This window comes from Chryseobacterium sp. GVT01B, assembly GCF_019970045.1.
Lineage (GTDB): Bacteria > Bacteroidota > Bacteroidia > Flavobacteriales > Weeksellaceae > Chryseobacterium.
In genome coordinates this window covers 36,536-56,795 of the sequence record NZ_JAHXYI010000001.1, presented here as the reverse complement: position 1 = coordinate 56,795, position 20,260 = coordinate 36,536, and the positions used below count along the sequence as shown (strand labels likewise).

The following is a 20,260-nucleotide window of genomic DNA, read 5'->3' as shown; positions in this document are numbered from 1 at the left end:
AAAACCGTACCAAGACCGTTTTTTCATGAAGTCGAATCAGATATTACTATTTATACATATCGTTATTGCTGTGTTGCTGTTAAGCACATTAGGGAATGCATGGATTCCGCCTAACCTTTTGGGCAATCTTAATCTTCTCTCACTTGGTTTTCCCTATCTGATACTGGCGCATATAATTCTTACACTGATCTGGATTTTTAAGAAACAAAAAATAGCAATCGCATTTGCATTAGGTACACTTATTTTCTATAACCCAATCAGACGATGGATCAACTTTTCTCCAAAAACGGAAAATGGGAAAACAATTCGGGATATTAAAGTATTGACATTTAATGTGAAATATGGAGAATACGGTTGGGATAAAGTGAAAAATTACATTAAAGAACAGGATGCAGATATTATTCTTGTACAGGAAAAAGATACCAACCGCGCTATAAAAAGAGACCTTATAAAATACCCGTCAGTTATTCTTAAAACAAAACATAAAATTGTAAGACAGGCAGAACTGATTGATGAGAAAGCAAGAGGAAATTCATTTTATGCTGATATAGATATTAATGGAAAAGTAATCAGAATTATTAATGTTTATCTTGAACCTTTCAGACTTAATAAGTCTATGTTTACGAAGCTTGACGGCTTAGGTTTTGGAAACGTTTCTCAACTGCTTTCGCATATGACCCCTACATTTCAGGCTCATGAAGATCAGGTGAAAAGAATCAGAAAAATGGTAGATTTATCGCCTTACCCTGTTATTTTAGCCGGAGATTTTAATTCTGTACCCAATTCTTATGAATATTATAATCTTGGAAAAGACCTTCAGGATGCCTTTTTGGTGGCGGGAAAGGGAAGTGCAAGCAGTTTTCATGACTATAAAGTGCCTTTGAGAATTGATTATATTTTCAGTTCAAAATCCATTATTCCTTTAAGCTATAAAGTAGACCAGTCTGTGAAATTATCGGATCACTATCCTGTAATTGCAGAATTTCTGCTAAATTAGTTCCATGAAAAATATACTGTCTGCGATTTTTATTTTCACAATCCTTTTCACTGCATGTTCCAAGAAAGAAACTCCGGGATTTGCTGCTGAGCAGGAAGTTAAGATGAATTATGATACTGTTGCTGTTGATTCCTTTTCCACAGGTGCTGTTTCAGTAGATATTGCCCGCAAGATAAGAATGTCTTCTCCTCAATATCTGGATTCTGTAAAACAGGCTAAAAAACTTCAGGAAGAAGAGAATAAGCTAAAAGCAGACGCAGAAAAGAAACAGAAACCTGCAGAAACACCTTCAACTCCAGACTCTAAAACACAATAATGCCAATATCATTAAAAAAATATATAATATGAAAAAACAAATTCTTGCCGCAATAGTGATCTCAGTATTCACTGTAGCATGTACAAAATCAACAACAAAAACAGAACAGGTAGAAAACGCTGATGGGTCAGTTACTACAACTACTACCACCGTTACAGAAACGCCAAACACTGTTGATACTGCAAAAATCAACAATGCAAAAGAAGATGTTAAAGCAAAAGTAGATGCCGCTGGAAATAAGATTGATGATGCAGCTCAAAAGGCTAAAGATAAAATTGATGCAACAGCCGATAAGACGAAGCAGGATCTTCACAAAGCCGGACAGGATATCAAAACCGAAGCCAATAAAGTAGGTAAAGATATTAAAACCGGAGCTAAGGAAGTAGGACAGGATGCTAAAGAAGTTGCCAAAAAAGGAGCTTCAAAAGTAGAGGAAGCTGCGAAAAAAATGAAAGAAGATTTAAGTAAATAAAAAAAAGCCGTAATTCTAATTGAGTTACGGCTTTTTTATTAATTGACTAGAAAGGATATTCTAAGTCTTTATTTATTCATTTCCAGCAAAGGTTCAATATATTCTCTGTCGTTGCTTAATCTTGGCACTTTATTTTGTCCGCCAAGTTTTCCTTTAGCTTCCAGCCAGTGATAGAAAAGATTGGTTTTCGCGATGTGTACGATAGGCCTTTTAAGGGTCATATTGTTGTATCTCTTCGCTTCATAATCAGAATTAATAGTCTTTAAATGCTTATCAAAAGCATCAATAAAGTTATCCAGATCATCCGGATGCTGACTGAATTCAAAAATCCATTCGTGTGCACCTCCTTCGTTTCCTTTCATAAAGACAGGAGCTCCTGTGAAATCCGTGATTTGTGCTCCTGTAACTTCACAGGCTTTTGAAAGAGCAGATTCTACATTGGTAATCATCAGCTCTTCACCAAAAGCATTGATATAATGTTTGGTTCTTCCTGTTATTTTAATTCTGAATGGGTTTGTTGATGTAAAGACAACAGTATCACCAATCAGATATCTCCACAAGCCGCCGTTGGTTGTGATAACCATTGCATAATTTTTTCCTACTTCCACATCTTCCAGGCTTACCACTTTTGGATTCGAAAAATGGAACTGATCCATAGGAATGAATTCGTAAAATATACCGTAATCCAGCATCAGCAGCATTTCGTCACTGTCTGATCTGTCCTGTATCCCGAAGAAGCCTTCAGAAGCATTGTAAATTTCGTAGTAATTGATGTTTTTTCCGATGATCTGCCTGAATTGCTCCCTGTAGGGCTTGAAACTGATTCCACCGTGAAAAAACACCTCCAGATTCGGCCATAGTTCTGAAATACTTCCGATATTGGTTTCCTTTAATACTTTTTGAAGAAGAACCATCATCCAGCTTGGTACCCCAAGGATACTTCCCACATCTTCATTTTTTACTTCAGAGGTAATTGCTTTCAGTTTGCTTTCCCATTCTCCCATCAAAGAGACCTTTTTGCTTGGAGTGGTGGTAATTTCTACCCAAAACGGAAGATTATCAATTAAAATAGCGGATAAATCGCCAAATTTTGTGTTAAAGTCAGCATACAATTCAGAACTTCCTCCTAAACGTAAATTTTTATAATTAAAAAGCTGGTTTTCGGGATGGTTATTGGCGTAAATGGATACCATGTCCTTTCCTGCCTTCATATGACAGTATTCAAGGCTCTCTGCAGAAATAGGGATGAATTTACTCTTGGCATTGGTAGTCCCCGATGATTTGGCAAAATGTTTAATGAGCCCGGGCCAGCTTACATCCTTTTGTCCCTGTCTTGCTTTTTCAATATAAGGTTCCATTTCTTCGTAGGTAACGATCGGAACTTTGTTTTTAAAATCCTGATAACTTGATATAGAGTTGAATCCGTATAATTTACCGTATTCCGTATCTTCAGCATGAAACAACTGAGAAAAGAGTATACCTTTCTGAGTCTCAATGGGATGGTCCATGAAATTCTGTATCTGATCTATCCTTTGACGGATGAACCAGTTAACTACGGTATTGAAAAGTGCTTTGGTTGCCATTCCAACAAATATAATGATATTTGAATTTTCTGAGAATTTTTTACAGGATTAAATAAAAAAACCGTTACAAAATATGTAACGGTTTGATATTTAGATTATTGTTTCTTAGCAATATTCATCATATGCAGCCTGAAGGTTTGCTGCGATAGCTCCCGCAGGGTTCCCTTCGATGTGGTGTCTTTCCAGCATGTGAACCAATTCACCATCTTTGAAAAGTGCTACACATGGAGAACTTGGAGGGAATGGAGCAAGGTGTTTTCTTGCCTCTGTTACAGCCTCAGTATCAAATCCTGCAAATACAGTTGTTAAATGATCAGGTTTCTTATCTCCAGTCAAAGAGTATACAACTCCTGGTCTTGCAGCACCTGCAGCACAACCACATACGGAGTTAATAACCAATAATGTAGTTCCGGACTGCTTCAAGGCATCTTCTACCTGAGTTGGAGTTGTTAAGTCCTGGAAACCTTTATCTGTAAGCTCTGCCTTCATAGGCATTACTAAATCTGTTGGGTACATATATTTTGTTTTTATCTGTACAAAGTTACGCATTTCTTTGCGTTTGTTCAATATATAAAAACTATCAATCGATTAGTCATATAAAATTAATCAAATATTAATATTGTAATAATATTCAAAAAAATGTGAATTAAGACTAGGAATAATGGAAAATTATTATTAATTTTGAAATGATTCTGAAAAACAAACGACCATGAAAAAAACATTTAAGGCTTTCCCTCAAGCAATCAATCACTTAAATACGCTATGAAATATGGTAGTATCTTAATTCTTTTTGCAGTTTAGAATCAAAACTGATTAACAAACTTTAATATCCAAAAGAAAGTGAAGCCCGGAACTGAAAAGTTCCGGGCTTCTTTAATCAAATCGATATGCAAAGGTTGTATATCCTAATATAAATAGTTGATAGAAAATAAGTTGAAGGGTTATGGATATGCCATCAACGGTTAGCTTTCAACTAAGACAGCAGCTTTTTGGCCATCTCGGAAATACTTTTTCCGTCTGATTTTCCGGCTAATGCTTTTGATGCTGCTCCCATTACCTTCCCTAAATCTTTGATAGATTCGGCTCCGGTTTCAGAAATAATATTTTTAATTTCTGTTTCAAGTTCTTCAGCAGAAAGTTGTTTAGGTAAAAACTTCTCAATTACTTTCATCTGAGCTTCTTCTACTTCTGCAAGATCCTGTCTTCCCTGAGCGGAAAACTGCTCAAAAGAATCTTTACGCTGCTTGATCATTCTCTGAAGAATAGCAATTTCCTGCTCTGCAGAAACTTCAGCACCTCTTGCTTCTGTCTGTAAAAGAAGAATCTGAGATTTTACAGCACGAAGAGAGTCCAGAGCTATTCTGTCTTTTTCTCTCATGGCTGTTTTTATAGCTTCGCTTATTATATTTTCTAAACTCATGTTATTTTTATTTGTACTAACGTAAAAAGTATTAATGTATAGATGAATCGATATGTAAAATCATTAATACATTTTACATCAATACATTAATACGCTTGTTTTAATCTACGTCTTTATTTAAAAATCTGTTTTCTCTGATCTGCATAGAGCCATTGTTATCAGACAGATACGTGTTGATGTTCTGATCTGAAGCATTGGTTCCGTCAATCGAAATATTTTTTCTTTTGAAAGCAGGAATAGATTCAAATTCACTCGTGCTGTCAAAGCTTTGGTAGCGGGAATTGAATTCTTTCAATTTATTTCTTCTTTCAATCACTCTGTCCTGGTCAATCGTTTTATTCACAAAAGTGAATTCTGATTCTTCAGTTTTCGGAGTTTCAATTTCTGTTTTGTTCTCAAAAGAAGTTCTTGTTTCAGCTTTTGGTTCTTCCTGTTTCTGGTAGAAGGTTTCAATCTTCTGAGCCGGTTCTGCTACAGCAGCATTGCTTGGGTTGTTAAACTCTGCTTTTGGCTGTCCGAAATCGGTATTAGGCTCATTTCTGACAGGTTCGTTTACAAAGAAACTGAATTCAACAGGTTTTTCTTCTGCAAAAGAGCTGTTGAAAGTACTTCCAGACTGTGGCTCATCTTTTTTATTTTCGAAATCAAATGAGAAAGACTGAATTTCCAGATCATTTGGATCTTCATTCTCTTCGTCAATAGAAAATAAACTGTATTCCTGCTCAACTTCTTCTTCGTTTTTCCAAGCCTGTTCGGGAGTATTAATATCTTCCTCTTTATCAGAGAATTTAATTTCGGGTTTCACCGGTTCTTCTTCAAGAATCATTTTTTTTTCAATAGATGTCACCTTGAACTGTGTGCTGTGGTCTTCATCATCTAATCTGAAATGATTGGCTCTGCTTGAATCATACGTTGTATCAGGTGCAGACTCTCTTTCCTCTCTTGTTTTGAAAGGAGAGTTTTTAGGAGCGTCAAAGCTGTCATTAAGACTGATTCTGATTTTCTCTGTAGGTCCTGCAAATTTCTTGTTCTCGTTAGAGAATCCTGTTGCAATAACAAGAACGCTTACTGCATCTCCTAATTCTTCATCAGCTCCCACCCCGAAGATAATATCTGCTGTGTTTCCAGCTTCTTTCTGAATGTGGTCCATGATGATACCAATCTCATCCATGGTTACTTCTTCAGCACCACTTCTGATCAATAACAGAACGTTTTTGGCACCTGTAATCTTATTATCATTCAATAACGGAGAATCAAGAGCTTTTCTTACCGCTTCTTCGGCTTTATTTTCACCTGAAGCAGTTCCTGTAGACATCAAAGCGGTACCTGAATTCTGAAGTACAGATTTAGCATCTCTAAAGTCAATGTTTACATCAAAGTAACCTGTAATAACTTCTGCCATTCCTTTAGCAGCATTGGCTAAAACTTCATCGGCTTTTGAGAATCCCTGCTTGAATCCAAGGTTTCCGAACTGCTGTCTCAGTTTATCATTGTTGATTACAATTAATGAATCAACATTATTTTTTAGTTTATCAAGACCATTTTCAGCCTGATCCAGTCTTCTTTTACCTTCAAAACTGAAAGGCACAGTAACAATACCTACCGTTAGAATTCCCATGTCTTTTGCTACTTTAGCAATGACAGGAGCGGCTCCGGTACCGGTACCACCACCCATTCCGGCAGTGATAAACACCATTTTGGTGTTTTGTCCCATAGCAGCTTTAATATCTTCAATACTTTCGATTGCAGATTTCTCTCCAACCTCAGGGTCTGCACCTGCTCCAAGACCTTCTGTGATTGTGGTTCCTAATTGAACTTTATTAGCAACCGGGTTATTATCTAAGGTTTGAGCATCTGTATTACAAATCACGAAATCTACTCCGTGAATTCCTTTCTCGTACATGTGCTTCAGAGCGTTGTTTCCACCGCCCCCTACACCGATTACTTTTATGATGGATGAATTTCCTTTTGGCAAATCAAATGAAAATCCTTGTGTACCTATATTTTCCATAACTATACTTTTAATAATTATAATTGATATCTGATCAATGATAATTGATAAGGAAAAGATCGTTTATCGCTTATCATTCATCATTTATAATTTACTCTACTTCTTCAAAGAATTTTTTTACTTTTTCCATAAGCGACTGCCCGAAGGTCAATTTCGCCTTTCTGTTCTCCTGTCTTTCATTCTCAAAAGACTGCTGCTCCTGAACAGGTGCTGCCTGCTGAACCTGCTGAACCGTTTCTGTCTGTACTGAAGCGGTTTCCTGCTTTGGCTGTTCTGCAACAACTTCTATGATTTCGTCAGCATTCTGTTTTTTGTCTCTGATCTTTAAACTCTCCATCAGTAACCCGATAGAGGTAGCAAATTCAGGGCCTTTCAGGTACTGATTTTTATCGTTGGCGATATATTCATTCGCAAAACCGATTCTGCTGTCAAAACCTGTGGTATAATTGGCCAGCTGACGAAGATGTTTTAAGTTTGAACCACCGCCTGTAAGAACGATTCCGGCAATAAGCTTTTTCTTTTGTTCAAAAGCACCATAAGCTTTCAGTTCTGTATTAACCATTTCCAAAACTTCTTCTACTCTTGCATTGATGATCTGTGCTAAAGTTTTTAAAGAAATTTCTTTGTCCGGTCTGCCGTGAAGCCCCGGAATGGTTACAAAAGTACTGTCTTTTTCTAATTCGGGAACAGCCGAACCAAACTTTACTTTAAGTTGTTCTGCATGTTTCTCTATAATGGAACAGCCTTCTTTGATATCTTCGGTAATAATTCCGCCTCCGTATGGAATCACACAGGTATGACGGATGATATTATCTTTAAATATCGCAATGTCTGTTGTACCACCACCAATGTCAACAATGGCAACACCGGCTTCTTTTTCTTCTTTTGTAAGAACAGCTTCTGAAGATGCCAATGGTTCTAAAGTAAGGGCTTCCATTTCTAATCCGGCTTCACGAACGCATCTTGCAATATTTCTGATGCTGCCCATCTGGCCTACTACAACGTGGAAGTTGGCTTCTAAACGCTTTCCATGCATCCCGACGGGTTCCTGAATTTCACCCTCGGAATCCACTTTATATTCTTGAGGAAGTACGTGGATAATTTCTTCTCCAGGAAGCATCACCAGCTTTTTCACCTGATCTTTTAATGCTTCAATGTCATCGTCTGTAATAAATTTATCAGGATGTTCACGCATAATATAATCGGAGTGCTGCAGAGAACGGATGTGTTTTCCTGCAATACCTACCGTAACTTTGCGGATAGGAACGCCTGCACTGGATTGTGCTTCGGATACTGCAGCCTTGATTGAATTAATAGTCTGTGAAATATTATTCACAATACCCTTATGAACACCAAGACTTTTAGCTTTTCCTACACCGAGAACTTCTATTTTCCCGTGTGCATTCCTTCTTCCGACAATCGCGACTATCTTTGTTGTCCCGATGTCCAGACCTACTGAATACTCTTGATTTTCCATTTTATATCGATTTGATTTTTTCTACTTTTTCCTTTTTTTCTCTAAGGATGATCTCCTATTTGTGTATTGAATGTCCAAAAGGACTTATTCTATTTTTACTTTTGTCTTTGGCTTGGACAAAGCCTTAGCACTTGATTTTTTCTCTGGTTTTTTTGCTTCTTTTGTATGTGCTTTTGTGCTTTCTTTTGTTTTTGCAGGCGTGGGGCTTGTCTTTTTTGCTTCCGCTATCTTTGGCTTAGCATCTGTCTTCTTTGCTGCTGCCATTGGAGTAGGGGCTTTTGCCAGTTCCATTTTTCCTGCTTTTAAAATACTATCGTTTTCTTTAAAATAAGGGTTTAAAGTAGTAACAATCTGATTCTGGTATTTTACTGAAACCATGCTGTACTTCTGTGGATCCTGGTACACAAGATATTTTTCCACAAAGGTTTTAAATCCTTTTACTTTAAAGTCAATATTATCCAGATCTCCAATTTCTACCCGGTAATTTCCTTCACTTGTCAGAAGATTGTAGCTGTCTTTGCTTTTTGAAATTCCAATAAAATATTTCTTGCTGAAATCATCTTTATCGATCTTTTCTACCAGTTCTGCCAGTTTTTCATATTCATCCGGCTGTACATTTCCGGTTACCAGCATACATGGATGAGAATACGTTCTTGAAATGGGAAACTCAATCCCTTTTTCATCTACATAAAAGTCTTTTCCATCTTTATTAAGCCTGAAAACAGGTACTCTCTGCTTAATATCCAGATTCAGTTTTCCATTCAGGTTCAGATAGACATTGGCACTATCGACCGCCGGAAGTGCATTGATTCTTTTTTCTAAGGAAGGGATATTAAGGTCACCCACTTTTCCAGAAGGATTTTCTTTTTTTACAATCTCTCTGATATCTTTTTCATCAACAAAATAAACCGGAGTTTTTTCACTCATTTTTACAGAAATCTTATTGTCTGTAATCTGTTGGTGGCTGAATCTCTTCAACGAGAAACTCAGTAACAATCCAAGGATGATTACAGTGACAGCAATTTTTAATATTCTGTATTTATTTTTCATACATTTTTTGTATTCACGTATTTATGTAAAATGTATTCATGAATACTTAAATACATTATTACTTTTTACAATTTACTTATCCATTCACAGATAGCATCATACAGGGTGTCTATATTTCCTGCGCCTACAGTAAGAAGGATGTCAAAATCTTTTTCTTTTATTTTTTCAAAAGCATCGGATAATGTCGATACTTCTTTTTTATCTAATGTTACTTTTTCCAGCAGCCAACTTGAAGTAATTCCTTCAAAGTTTTCCTGAAGTTCTCTTGCAGGGTAAATATCAAGCAGAATAAGTTCATCTGCTTTGCTTAAACTTTCTGCAAACCCGTCCGCGAAATCTCTGGTTCTGCTGAAAAGGTGGGGCTGGAAGGCTACCAATAGTTTTTTATCAGGATAAAATGTTTTGATTGAGCCCATTACAGCATTGATTTCTGTAGGATGGTGGGCATAATCATCAATGTAAATTTTACCATTTTGATAAATATGTTTCGTGTATCTTCTTTTAATTCCTTTAAAATTGGCAATTGCCTTTTTCAGCGTATCAAAATCTGCGCCTAAATTATGCAGAATAGCCAGTGCTACAGTAGCATTCTCCACATTATGGATTCCCGGAATTTCCCAAACGAAATCCTTTATTGTTTCAACAGGAGTATGGAAGTCAAAATAAATTTTATCATGCTCCATACGCAGGTTGTCAGAATAGTAGTCTGCAGGTTCATTTACTGCATAGGTTTGGTGCCCTCTACCAATTTCCAGTCCTTTTCTTACAAAAAGCTGTTGGTCTTGAGGTACTAAAGCTGCAAACTGTCTGAATCCTTCTTCGATATGACTTTTATCTCCATAAATATCCAGGTGATCTGCATCTGTAGAAGTTACCACTGCCCAGTCCGGGGAAAGGTTAAGGAAGCTTCTGTCATATTCATCAGCCTCTACTACAGAATAAGTAGAACCATTGTACAGGAAGTTGGATTTAAAGTTTTCGGAAATTCCTCCTAAAAAGCATGAGAAAGGAAGATCTGCTTCTTTGCATAAATGAGCCACAAGAGTAGACGTTGTTGTCTTTCCATGGGTTCCTGCTATAGCAATACAGTCTGTATTTTCAGTAATTAATCCTAAAACCTTAGCTCGTTTCAATACTTCAAACTGATTTTCATTGAAATAATCCAATATTCCAAGCGTTTTGATGGCCGGGGTATAGATCACCAATGTGTCTTCTTTCTGAAGAGAAGTTATCCTTTCATCAATAAGGTCTTCAAAAACAATATCAATCCCTTCATTCATCAGATTCTGAGTCAATTTTGTATTGGTCTTGTCGTAACCCAATACTTTTTTTCCGGATGCATTGAAATAGCGCGCTAATGCACTCATTCCGATACCTCCGATTCCAACGAAGTAAAAAGTCTGATATGTTTGTAAAATGTTCATTTTTTTGTTTTGTATTGTTGTATTCATGTACAATGTATTCATGAGTATTGTTGTCATTAATACATTTTACAATGGTACTTTTTACAGTTTATTAAATATTTCGTCTACAATCTCTTTTGCAGCATTTGGCTTGGCAAAATATTTCAGATTGTCGGACATTTCTTTTCTTACACTTTCATTTTCGCAGATCTCTGATAATGTATTCCAGAATTTTTCCTGCATTTCAGAGTCTTTTATCATTCTGGCTGCATTTTTTTCAACCAGATTCATGGCATTTTTCGTTTGGTGGTCTTCCGCTGCAAAAGGGAAAGGGACCAAGAGTACCGGTTTTTGTGCCACTGCCAGCTCTGAAATGGCAATTGCTCCGGCTCTGGAAACGATGATGTCAGCTGCAGAATAAGCCAGTTCCATGTCTTTGATGAATTCAAGGATCTGAATGTTTTCGGTGGCTATATCTTTTGTTTCGTTTATAATATCTTTATAATCAAGCTTTCCTGTCTGCCAGATCAGCTGATAATCTTTATCTACAATTTGTTTTAAATGAGATTTCCAGGCATTATTCAATGTTCTGGATCCTAAAGAACCTCCTACAGAAAGAATGGTAAGCTTGTCTTTATTCAATCCCATTTTTTCTTTTGCCTGAGCGGTTTCCTGCATTCCTGAAACGATGTTCTCACGAATCGGATTTCCCAGGAATTTTATTTTCTCTGCCGGAAAACCTTCTACTTTCGGGTAAGCTGTAAAAACGGCTTTAGCTTTCTTGCTTAAGATTTTATTAGTTACTCCTGCATGGGCATTCTGCTCTTGTATGAAAATCGGAATTCCCATTTTGCTTGCTTCATAAAGGGCTGGTCCGCTGGCAAATCCTCCGGTTCCTACAGCAAAATCGGGAGCGAAGTTTTTGATAATCCTTTTAGATTTTGATAAACTTTTCAGAATCTTGAAAGGAAGTCCCAGATTGGATAACAGGTTTCCTCTGTCTATTCCTGCGATATCAATTCCTTCGATTTTATAACCTGCCTGAGGAACTTTTTCCATTTCCATTTTCCCGTTGGCACCAATGAACAAAAATTCTGCTTCAGGAAATCTCTTTCTGATCTCATCCGCAATGGCGATAGCCGGGAAGATATGTCCTCCTGTTCCTCCGCCGGATAATACTATTTTTAATTTTTTGTCCATTTTAAGCGATATCGTTTATTTCTGCTATACTTTGTTTTTTGCCCATTCCTTCTTCATCATAAATCTGGATTCTTGAGCTTATATTTAAAATAATACCTAACTGTAAATAGGTGACTAGCATTGAGGTTCCTCCATAACTGATCAAAGGCAGAGGCTGTCCTGTTACCGGGATCAGATTTACAGCAACGGCTATGTTTACCGAAAGCTGAATGAAGATCATCACTCCAAGACTGAGCACGAGCAACGATCCGAAAAATGCAGGCATCTTACTGGCAATCATCACGATCCTGATCATCATAATCAGATATAAACTGATTAGAAAAGCAGCTCCTATCACTCCGTATTCTTCTACAATGACAGCGAAAATAAAGTCGGAGGCAGATTGTGGAAGCATTTGTTTCAATGCGCTTTTTCCTGGCCCCATTCCGGTAATCCCACCGTGTACGATGGCTGCTTTGGCCTGCATTACCTGATAGTTTTTCGCTTTTACACTCTCATCATCTACATCGGCAGATTTTGCTTTGCTTGAGGTAAATGTTTCTACACGGCTCATCCATGTGTGAACACGGTTACCTCCGATCATGTTTGTATTCAGCGCTATTAATAAAAATAGAACAATGGCTACGAATGATGCTGAGATAAACCCTGCAATGTATTTCCAGTGAAGCTGTCCTATGACAAGAACCACAACGGAAACCATTAGAATCATTAATGCCGTGGAACCGTTATCCTTTGCTACCAATACGAAAACAAGCAGGATAGGTCCGAAAATATACATGATATTCTCTATCGGAAGCCTTTCTCTGGTGATCTTTTTGGTTAAATATCTGCACAGATAGATGATTAACATTAAAAAAGCAAATGATGAAGGCTGGAAGGAAATCGGTGTTCCCGGGATTTTAAGCCATCTGGAAGCACTGGCTCCGTCAATGGTCTGTCCGGTAAACATGGTGACAATCAACAGAACAATCATAAGGCCAAGCAGGATACTGCTGAGCTTTCCGATGTATTCATATTTTATGGTTCCTACCAGTCTCATAATGGCTAATCCTAAGACTACAAAGAACATATGTTTGATCACGTGACCTGTTGTGGTCCCGTTATTAACAATGTATTCGAGATTTGAACTTGCAGAGTATACCGGGAAAATAGAGAAGATGGAGATCACAAGGATAACCATCCAAAGTACTTTATCGCCCTTTAGAAATTCAAATCTGTTTTCTGTGTTCTGTTCGTCCATAATTATTGTATTCATGTACTGATGTAAAATGTATTGATGAAATTGATGATCATTAATACGTTAATACATTAATACTTTTTACATTTTTACTTTAATACCTGCTCTTTAAACTGGCGTCCTCTGTCTTCATAGCTTTTGAACAAGTCAAAGCTTGCGCAGCATGGAGATAGTAAAACAGTATCACCCTTTTTAGCCAGTGATTTTGAAATTCTCACGGCTTCTTCCATGCTTGAAGTATCATAAATAACCTCTTTTTTGTCTTTAAAGAAATCTATGATCTTCTTGTTATCTACTCCAAGGCAAACAATGGCCTTTACTTTTCTTTTGACTAAATCTTCAATTTCGGTATAGTCATTTCCTTTATCTAGTCCACCAACAATCCATACGGTTGGTGTTTTCATACTTTCCAGAGCGTAGTAAGTAGCATTCACATTGGTTGCTTTACTGTCGTTGATGTATTTTACACTGTCAATTTCAGTTACTAATTCCAATCTGTGTTCTACAGCCTGAAAGGTCATCAGTGAATGTCTGATGCTTTCATTGTTGATTTTTAATATCTTACCGGCAATAGATGCTGCCAAGCTATTGGCTACGTTGTGATTTCCCAATAGAGACAATTCATCAACTTTCATTGAGAATTCGTCTTTCATTTTTACCACAATCTCATCTTCATTCACAAAACCTCCTTCAGGTAGCTTCTCTTTTGTTGAAAAAGGAACCATTTTAGCCTTTATTTCAAGTTTTTCAAGAAGGTTTTTGCTCATTTCATCATCCTTGTTATAGATGAAGAAATTATCATTTTCCTGATTTTCAGTGATTCTGAATTTTGCCAGCGCATATTCTTCATAGTTGTAGTTGTACTGATCCAGGTGATCTTTTGACAGATTCAACAGTAAAGAAATATAAGGTCTGAAATTCTGAATATCATCCAACTGGAAAGAGCTTACCTCCAGCACATAATATTCATGGTTTTCATCTGCAACCTGCTTGGCAAAGCTATATCCTATGTTTCCTCCCAAACCTACATTCAATCCGTCATTTTTCAGGATATAATAGATCAGGGAAGTAGTGGTTGTTTTTCCGTTGCTTCCGGTAATGGCAATGATCTTGGCGTCTGTAAATTCAGAAGCAAATTCAATTTCAGAGGAAAGTCTGATTCCTTTTTCATGGATTTTATTGATGATGTCTGCCTTTTTCGGAATTCCCGGGCTTTTTACGATCCAGTCCGCATTTAAAATCTTTTCTTCATCGTGGTTTCCTTCTTCAAATTCAATTTCATTATCGGTAAGAAACTGCTTATAGTTATCCTTAATGGCTCCTTTATCTGAAAGAAATACTTCCAGACCTTTCTTTTTAGCCAAATAAGCAGCTCCGCATCCGCTTTCTCCACCTCCTAAAACAACTATTTTCATATTATTTTGATTTAATGATTAAAAGATTTAATGATTAAAAAAATTATTCAATGTTTCAATCTTTTAATTTTTAAATTGATTTTTATCTCATTTTTAATGTGATCAGACATACAATAGCCAGTATTACCCCGATGATGATCATTCTGTTTACGATTTTACTTTCGTGGAAACCTTCTTTCTGATAATGGTGGTGTAATGGTGACATTTTGAATAGTCTATTGTTCTGGGCATATTCCAGCCCGAATTTTCTTTTTCTGTATTTGAAAACTACGACCTGAAGCATTACAGATACGTTTTCAATTAAGAAGATTCCGCATAATACAGGAATCAGCAATTCTTTTCTTAAAATAATAGCTAAAACGGCAATTACTCCTCCAAGCATCAAACTTCCGGTATCTCCCATGAAAACTTGTGCAGGATAGGTGTTGTACCAGAAGAATCCGATCACGGCACCTACCATTGCCACGGCAAAAATGGTGGTTTCTCCCATATTAGGAAGGAACATGATATTGAGATAATCTGCAAAGATGATGTTCCCTGAAAGATAAGCGAAAAGAGCCAGTGTAAGCAATATAATGGCACTTGTTCCTGCGGCGAGACCGTCTATTCCATCTGTAATATTGGCTCCGTTTGAAACGGCTGTTACAATAAAGATGACAATAGGAATAAAGACAATCCATGCCCACTCATGGGCATCTTTATCATTCATCCAAAATAAAATTCCGCTATAATCAAACTCATTGTTCTTTGCAAAAGGAACGGTGGAAACGGTAATTTTTTCTGTAGGCATAAAGTTTTGTTCTACATTGTTTCTGTTCACCACTTTAGCATCGGCATATTTTCTTTTAACTGTAATATCCGGGTGGAAATACATTGTAATTCCGACAATTAGCCCTAATCCGACCTGTCCTACAATTTTGAATTTACCACTTAATCCGTCTTTATTTTTTTTGATTTTCTTTAAATAATCATCAAGGAAACCAATGGCTCCCATCCAAAACATTGAAACCAATAACAGTACAATATACACATTGGTAATTCTTGTAAACAGCAATACGGGAATGATGGTTGCCAAAATGATGATAAGTCCTCCCATGGTAGGAGTTCCTTCTTTTTGTTTTTGGCCATCTAATCCAAGATCACGTACCAATTCTCCCATTTGTTTTGTTCTCAGGTAATTGATTACTCTTTTTCCGTAGACAAGAGCAATAATCAGAGAGAATAATACAGCCATTCCGGCACGGAAGGAAATGTATTTCAACAATCCTAATCCCGGAACGTGAATTCCATGGCTGGTTAGATATTCGTATAGATAGTATAGCATGTTTCTGTTTTTTTATTATTTAAAAATTTAATTTATTTAAAGATTTAAAAATTGGGTTTCTCAATATTTTCACTTAAATACTTAATAAAGTTTGATATGTTTGAAGAGACCTCTCTTGAAAGGGTGATGATTTCTTCAGCTTTATTTTCGTCTCCTAATTTTAATCTTTTACTTACAATCAGCATACTTTTGACTTCAGCACAGCTGCCTTTCGCAATTTTTAAATATCTAATAAATTGTCTGTTGTTATTATATTCTGAGCCTTCTGCAATATTGTTGCTAATTGAAAAGCTCGCTCTTTTTATCTGGTTATTAAATTCAAATTCTTTTTCAAAGCTTGGATTTTGAAGAAACTCATAAACTTTTTGAATAAGGTCTAAACTTTTGATATATACAGGAAAATTTTCAAAATTCTTCGTCATTATCAAATTTTTAAATCATTAAATAAGTTTAATCTTTCAATCTATTTAGACATTAATTTCCAAAGCTCATTAATTACTTCTTTGTCATCAAAATGATGTTTTACACCATTTATCTCCTGATAGGTTTCGTGGCCTTTTCCGGCAACCAAAACAATATCTTTAGGTTCTGCAAATTTTATCGCCATCTTTATGGCTTCTCTTCTGTCCGGAATTGAAGTGTATTTGCTGAAGTTTTGAGGTTCAACGCCTGCTTCAATTTCTTTGATGATCTGTGTAGGATCTTCTGTTCTCGGATTATCTGAAGTGATGATTGCCAGTGTTGATTTTTTAGTGGCAATATTTCCCATTTCCGGTCTTTTGGAGTGATCTCTGTCTCCTCCGCAGCCGAATACGGTGATTAATCTTTCGTTTTTGGTTCTGATATCGTTGATGCTGTCCAGAATGTTTTCTAATGCATCCGGAGTGTGCGCATAATCTACGATAAAGAAAATACCACCATCGGATTTGAAAGTTTCAAACCTTCCGGAAACTCTTTTTAGTTTGCTGACTGCCTGAAGAATTTCGTCCTGTTCAAAACCAAGTTCTTCAGCAATTCCGAATACAAGCAGCAAATTGTATACATTGAATTTTCCGGTAAGGGTCGTCCAGAATTCTTTTCCGTTAAAGTTCAACAGCATTCCGTTGAAATCTACTTCTAAAAGCTTTCCGTGATAGTCTGCCATGGTTTTTAAAGCATAAGACTTCTTTTTAGCCTTCGTATTCTGAAGCATGACGTTGCCATTTTTATCATCTACATTGGTGATAGCAATAGCTGTATCTTCTAATTGGTCGAAGAATCTTTTCTTTGTTTTTAAATATTCTTCGAAGGTTTTATGATAATCTAAATGATCATGAGTAAGGTTGGTAAAGCCCGCTATTTTGAAGTGTAATCCTTCAATTCTGTTTTGAGCAATTCCATGTGAGCTTACTTCCATGAAGGCAAATTCACATCCTTTTTCTACCGCTTCAGCCAAAATCCTGTTGATCGTAATTACATCAGGTGTAGTGTGTGTTGCCGGGATAATTTCTTCACCAATTCTGATTTCAACAGTGGAAAGCAATGCAGAATCATATCCTAAGTTTTTGAAGACATCAAAAAGTAGGGTAGAAACAGATGTTTTCCCATTAGTTCCTGTAACGCCAATCAGTTTTATTTTCTGAGAAGGGTTTCCATAGAAGTTGGAAGCAAGATGTCCCAAAGCTTTAGAAGAATCTTTTACCTGAACATAGGTTACATTTTCAACCAATGTTTCCGGAAATTCTTCACAAACGATTGCTGCAGCACCTTTTTCAATAGCAGATACAATGAATGAGTGACCATCCACCACTGTTCCTCTCATTGCAATATAAAGAGAGTTTTCTGTAACCTTTCTGCTGTCGATCACCAATTCCGTAACCTCGCGGTTGTTATCACCGTGAATTTCCAGTACTGGGATTCTGTTTACTAATTCTGTTATAATCATTTTTATCAATAAGGCTCTGCCCTATTTTGGTTTAAATTGTCCTTACGGGACTTTGTTTTAGTTCTGCAGAGATAAATAAATTCTCTGATTTTTACTGATCGTTGTGCCTTCTAATGGGAATTGTTCTTTAATTCTTCCCACTCCTTTATAGTCGACACGATATCCTAAGTTTTCCAATTGCGGGATTACGTTTTTACCGATTAATCCTACGACATTTGGCATTTGCTTATCATTTACTGCTACTTTTACATTAGGCTCAACCATTTTACTCAGGTTTACCTTTTTGTCTACAAGCATTTCTTTTTCAATATTCTGAGGTGTTTTCAGGAATGTTTTACCTGCAATTTCCTTAAACACGGGTGCTGAAACGGGTCCCCCATAAAATCCTATTGATGTATTGGGTTCGCTGATCATTACATAACAGGTGTATTTTGGTGCATCTGCCGGATAAAACCCAGCGAATGATGCTCTGTATTTCATAGGGCCAGGCAGCCAGTATTCAAATCTTGCGGTTCCGGTTTTACCTGCCATTTTAAGGTTAGGAGTAAAGATGCTTCGTCCTGTTCCTTTTTCTACGGCTTTGGTTAAAGCACTGGTCATCATTTTAATAGCTTTTTCCGATGCCATTTTATTAACCATTACTTCAGGCTTGGCATTGTACATTACTTTTCCATCTTTCATGATTTTATCGATGAATAATGGCTTAAGCATTTTACCTCCGTTGGCAACTCCGTTGTAGAAAGTTGTCAATTGTAAAAGGTTGACGTTGGAAGAGTATCCGTAAGAAATAGATGCCAGTGTTGCAGCATTCCATCTTTTATTTTGTGGAGTGACAATCTTCGGTTTTGTGATTCCCGGAAGTTCGATATCCATTTTATCGAATAGTTTCCAGCGCTTCAGGTGATCAAGGAATATCTGAGGCTTTTCTGCATAATATTTTGTGATCAGTTTTGCAGTTCCTACATTACTGGATTTAGCTAAAACATCACTGATATCATACGTTCCTCCGCCGTGCCCGTCTGAAATTCTCTGTTTTGCGTAAGTCCAGACACCGTTTCCTACGTTTACAGTGGTGTTTTCATCAATGAAACCGTCATCCATTGCTGCCAGAAGCGAAATGGTTTTAAAAGTCGATCCCGGCTCAATATTATCTTTCAGGGCATAGTTGTAAGAGTCTTCGTAATCTCCTGAATCTGTTCTTCTTAAGTTAACAAGAGCACGTACTTTTCCGGTCTCAACCTCCATTACAATCACTGTTCCGTGTTTTGCTTCAAAATGGATCAGCTGTTTCTCCAGAGCGGAGTGTGCAATGTCCTGAATTCTAAGGTCTAAGGTAGTGTACACATCTTCTCCGTCTACAGGTTCCTGTACTTTCCAGAAGTCGATAGGTTTCCATTGAGAAGAATTGATTCTTTGTTCAAGCCTTTTTCCGTCAGTTCCTGTCAGATATTTCGAGAAAGCACCTTCCAGTCCGGATTTAAGCTCACCGTTATCCATACCAATGGTTCCGCCTCCGATTTCCGAAGTAGCCAATTCTCTTTTATAATTTCGGTCAACAATAAAACCTCCTTTATTTTTGCCTCTTTTAAAGATCGGAAACTTTCTGATTCTGTCGTATTGGTCAAAATCAAGACCTTTTACCAACGTGTAGTATTGGTTTTTCTTTTTCTTCTGCTCGTCAAATTTCTGTCTGAATTCTCCTCTGGATTTTCCGAACATTTTGCTCAATGAGTCCGTCAGCGCTCCGATATTATTGGAGTACACTGTATCTTTCATCGTTTTGAAGTCAAGATAGATATCATATCGCATCACTGTGGTTGCGAGAATAGAGCCGTCAGATGCAAAAAGATTTCCGCGGGCAGCCTTTAAAGTAGCTTCACGATAGTTTTTATTAATGTAATCGTCTTTAATTTCCTGAACATTGGTATTCTGAAGAATAACAATTCTTGCCAAGAACATTACAAACACGCACAAAGCTACCACTGCAAAGAGGTAGCCCCATCGTAACGTTTTCTTACGTTTATTGTCGTATTCATTTTGCTTTTGCATCTGTACTGTCCAGTTTTATTAGCAATTTGTGAGGGTGGTTTTCCAGGGTCATTAATGAATCCCGGGCGACCTCTTTCCCCAGCTCTGATTCCATTTTTACTTTGATCAGCTTACTCTGGGCGTAAGCGTTTCTTGATTTGTATTCTTCTGTTTCCTCCTTTAAGGCGTTTACAATTTTAATTTTTTTATTGACGAGATGGTTGGTATAAATCATGGCCATCATCAGTATAAACAACAGGAGAAAATACTTGTAATGTATTTTGATCTCATCACGATTCAGAAAGTTTCCTTTTATAATATCTATAAAAGTGAGTCTTTTCTGGGGGCGATTTGTTGTTCTTTTAGCCAAAGCTTTATTTATAATTGATTAATGATAAAAGAT

General features: G+C 36.9%; 18 protein-coding genes. 3 read left to right on the top strand and 15 right to left on the bottom strand.

Annotation, left to right across the window (positions count from 1 at the left end; translation table 11 throughout):
* Window positions 1-25: 25 nt before the first annotated feature.
* Genes LC457_RS00225 through LC457_RS00215 form a run of 3 tightly spaced genes read left to right on the top strand, consistent with a single transcriptional unit; the run spans window position 26 to window position 1,785 of the window.
* Window positions 26-997 (top strand): endonuclease/exonuclease/phosphatase family protein, encoded by a 972-nt coding sequence (locus LC457_RS00225; protein ID WP_223598111.1) that lies wholly within the window; start codon window positions 26-28, stop codon window positions 995-997.
* Between the two features lie 4 nt (window positions 998-1,001).
* Window positions 1,002-1,313, top strand: coding sequence for a hypothetical protein (locus LC457_RS00220; protein ID WP_223598110.1), 312 nt, complete (start codon window positions 1,002-1,004; stop codon window positions 1,311-1,313).
* A gap of 28 nt (window positions 1,314-1,341) precedes the next feature.
* Window positions 1,342-1,785, top strand: coding sequence for a hypothetical protein (locus LC457_RS00215; RefSeq protein ID WP_223598109.1), 444 nt, complete (start codon window positions 1,342-1,344; stop codon window positions 1,783-1,785).
* Window positions 1,786-1,853: 68 nt separating this feature from the next.
* Here the strand turns inward: LC457_RS00215 and LC457_RS00210 are convergent, their stop codons facing one another.
* The 15 genes from LC457_RS00210 to LC457_RS00140 all read right to left on the bottom strand — a co-directional run bounded on the left by LC457_RS00210 (window position 1,854) and on the right by LC457_RS00140 (window position 20,227).
* Window positions 1,854-3,368, bottom strand: coding sequence for a GH3 auxin-responsive promoter family protein (locus tag LC457_RS00210; RefSeq protein WP_223598108.1), 1,515 nt, complete (start codon window positions 3,366-3,368; stop codon window positions 1,854-1,856).
* A 105-nt stretch (window positions 3,369-3,473) separates the two neighbouring features.
* Window positions 3,474-3,884 carry a BrxA/BrxB family bacilliredoxin gene (locus tag LC457_RS00205; protein ID WP_034693910.1) on the bottom strand — a complete coding sequence of 137 codons (411 nt, stop codon included), beginning with the start codon at window positions 3,882-3,884 and terminating at the stop codon, window positions 3,474-3,476.
* 457 nt (window positions 3,885-4,341) lie between these two features.
* The gene (locus LC457_RS00200) at window positions 4,342-4,788 is read right to left on the bottom strand and encodes a GatB/YqeY domain-containing protein (protein WP_223598107.1); all 447 of its coding nucleotides are present in this window, start codon (window positions 4,786-4,788) and stop codon (window positions 4,342-4,344) included.
* A 100-nt stretch (window positions 4,789-4,888) separates the two neighbouring features.
* Complete coding sequence (gene ftsZ / locus LC457_RS00195) at window positions 4,889-6,799, bottom strand: cell division protein FtsZ (RefSeq protein ID WP_223598106.1); 1,911 nt, start codon at window positions 6,797-6,799, stop codon at window positions 4,889-4,891.
* A gap of 91 nt (window positions 6,800-6,890) precedes the next feature.
* Window positions 6,891-8,276 (bottom strand): cell division protein FtsA, encoded by a 1,386-nt coding sequence (gene ftsA / locus LC457_RS00190; protein ID WP_223598105.1) that lies wholly within the window; start codon window positions 8,274-8,276, stop codon window positions 6,891-6,893.
* Window positions 8,277-8,360: 84 nt separating this feature from the next.
* Window positions 8,361-9,326 carry a cell division protein FtsQ gene (locus tag LC457_RS00185; RefSeq protein ID WP_223598104.1) on the bottom strand — a complete coding sequence of 322 codons (966 nt, stop codon included), beginning with the start codon at window positions 9,324-9,326 and terminating at the stop codon, window positions 8,361-8,363.
* Between the two features lie 65 nt (window positions 9,327-9,391).
* Window positions 9,392-10,750 (bottom strand): UDP-N-acetylmuramate--L-alanine ligase, encoded by a 1,359-nt coding sequence (murC, locus tag LC457_RS00180; RefSeq protein ID WP_223598103.1) that lies wholly within the window; start codon window positions 10,748-10,750, stop codon window positions 9,392-9,394.
* A gap of 81 nt (window positions 10,751-10,831) precedes the next feature.
* Window positions 10,832-11,929 (bottom strand): undecaprenyldiphospho-muramoylpentapeptide beta-N-acetylglucosaminyltransferase, encoded by a 1,098-nt coding sequence (murG, locus tag LC457_RS00175; protein ID WP_223598102.1) that lies wholly within the window; start codon window positions 11,927-11,929, stop codon window positions 10,832-10,834.
* Window position 11,930: 1 nt separating this feature from the next.
* Entirely contained in the window at window positions 11,931-13,169 is a 1,239-nt protein-coding gene (locus tag LC457_RS00170; RefSeq protein WP_149834337.1) for an FtsW/RodA/SpoVE family cell cycle protein, read from the bottom strand.
* 86 nt (window positions 13,170-13,255) lie between these two features.
* Window positions 13,256-14,581: a UDP-N-acetylmuramoyl-L-alanine--D-glutamate ligase gene (gene murD, locus LC457_RS00165; protein WP_223598101.1), complete on the bottom strand. Its 1,326-nt coding sequence runs from the start codon at window positions 14,579-14,581 to the stop codon at window positions 13,256-13,258.
* 82 nt (window positions 14,582-14,663) lie between these two features.
* Window positions 14,664-15,905, bottom strand: a complete 1,242-nt coding sequence (gene mraY, locus LC457_RS00160; RefSeq protein ID WP_223598100.1) for a phospho-N-acetylmuramoyl-pentapeptide-transferase — start codon at window positions 15,903-15,905, stop codon at window positions 14,664-14,666.
* Between the two features lie 44 nt (window positions 15,906-15,949).
* Window positions 15,950-16,327 carry a four helix bundle protein gene (locus LC457_RS00155; protein ID WP_223598099.1) on the bottom strand — a complete coding sequence of 126 codons (378 nt, stop codon included), beginning with the start codon at window positions 16,325-16,327 and terminating at the stop codon, window positions 15,950-15,952.
* Between the two features lie 41 nt (window positions 16,328-16,368).
* Window positions 16,369-17,829 carry a UDP-N-acetylmuramoyl-L-alanyl-D-glutamate--2,6-diaminopimelate ligase gene (locus LC457_RS00150; protein WP_223598098.1) on the bottom strand — a complete coding sequence of 487 codons (1,461 nt, stop codon included), beginning with the start codon at window positions 17,827-17,829 and terminating at the stop codon, window positions 16,369-16,371.
* A 57-nt stretch (window positions 17,830-17,886) separates the two neighbouring features.
* The gene (locus LC457_RS00145) at window positions 17,887-19,878 is read right to left on the bottom strand and encodes a penicillin-binding transpeptidase domain-containing protein (protein WP_223598097.1); all 1,992 of its coding nucleotides are present in this window, start codon (window positions 19,876-19,878) and stop codon (window positions 17,887-17,889) included.
* Window positions 19,862-20,227 carry an FtsL-like putative cell division protein gene (locus LC457_RS00140; protein WP_047377999.1) on the bottom strand — a complete coding sequence of 122 codons (366 nt, stop codon included), beginning with the start codon at window positions 20,225-20,227 and terminating at the stop codon, window positions 19,862-19,864. The genes LC457_RS00145 and LC457_RS00140 overlap by 17 nt, the downstream gene beginning before the upstream one ends.
* Window positions 20,228-20,260 lie beyond the last annotated feature (33 nt).

Bases quoted from the DNA above. Each gene is read 5' to 3' on its own strand.
- LC457_RS00225 (WP_223598111.1), top strand. From the start codon at position 26: ATGAAGTCGAATCAGATATTACTATTTATACATATCGTTATTGCTGTG.
- LC457_RS00220 (WP_223598110.1), top strand. From the start codon at position 1,002: ATGAAAAATATACTGTCTGCGATTTTTATTTTCACAATCCTTTTCACT.
- LC457_RS00215 (WP_223598109.1), top strand. From the start codon at position 1,342: ATGAAAAAACAAATTCTTGCCGCAATAGTGATCTCAGTATTCACTGTA.
- LC457_RS00210 (WP_223598108.1), bottom strand. From the start codon at position 3,368: ATGGCAACCAAAGCACTTTTCAATACCGTAGTTAACTGGTTCATCCGT.
- LC457_RS00205 (WP_034693910.1), bottom strand. From the start codon at position 3,884: ATGTACCCAACAGATTTAGTAATGCCTATGAAGGCAGAGCTTACAGAT.
- LC457_RS00200 (WP_223598107.1), bottom strand. From the start codon at position 4,788: ATGAGTTTAGAAAATATAATAAGCGAAGCTATAAAAACAGCCATGAGA.
- ftsZ (WP_223598106.1), bottom strand. From the start codon at position 6,799: ATGGAAAATATAGGTACACAAGGATTTTCATTTGATTTGCCAAAAGGA.
- ftsA (WP_223598105.1), bottom strand. From the start codon at position 8,276: ATGGAAAATCAAGAGTATTCAGTAGGTCTGGACATCGGGACAACAAAG.
- LC457_RS00185 (WP_223598104.1), bottom strand. From the start codon at position 9,326: ATGAAAAATAAATACAGAATATTAAAAATTGCTGTCACTGTAATCATC.
- murC (WP_223598103.1), bottom strand. From the start codon at position 10,750: ATGAACATTTTACAAACATATCAGACTTTTTACTTCGTTGGAATCGGA.
- murG (WP_223598102.1), bottom strand. From the start codon at position 11,929: ATGGACAAAAAATTAAAAATAGTATTATCCGGCGGAGGAACAGGAGGA.
- LC457_RS00170 (WP_149834337.1), bottom strand. From the start codon at position 13,169: ATGGACGAACAGAACACAGAAAACAGATTTGAATTTCTAAAGGGCGAT.
- murD (WP_223598101.1), bottom strand. From the start codon at position 14,581: ATGAAAATAGTTGTTTTAGGAGGTGGAGAAAGCGGATGCGGAGCTGCT.
- mraY (WP_223598100.1), bottom strand. From the start codon at position 15,905: ATGCTATACTATCTATACGAATATCTAACCAGCCATGGAATTCACGTT.
- LC457_RS00155 (WP_223598099.1), bottom strand. From the start codon at position 16,327: ATGACGAAGAATTTTGAAAATTTTCCTGTATATATCAAAAGTTTAGAC.
- LC457_RS00150 (WP_223598098.1), bottom strand. From the start codon at position 17,829: ATGATTATAACAGAATTAGTAAACAGAATCCCAGTACTGGAAATTCAC.
- LC457_RS00145 (WP_223598097.1), bottom strand. From the start codon at position 19,878: ATGCAAAAGCAAAATGAATACGACAATAAACGTAAGAAAACGTTACGA.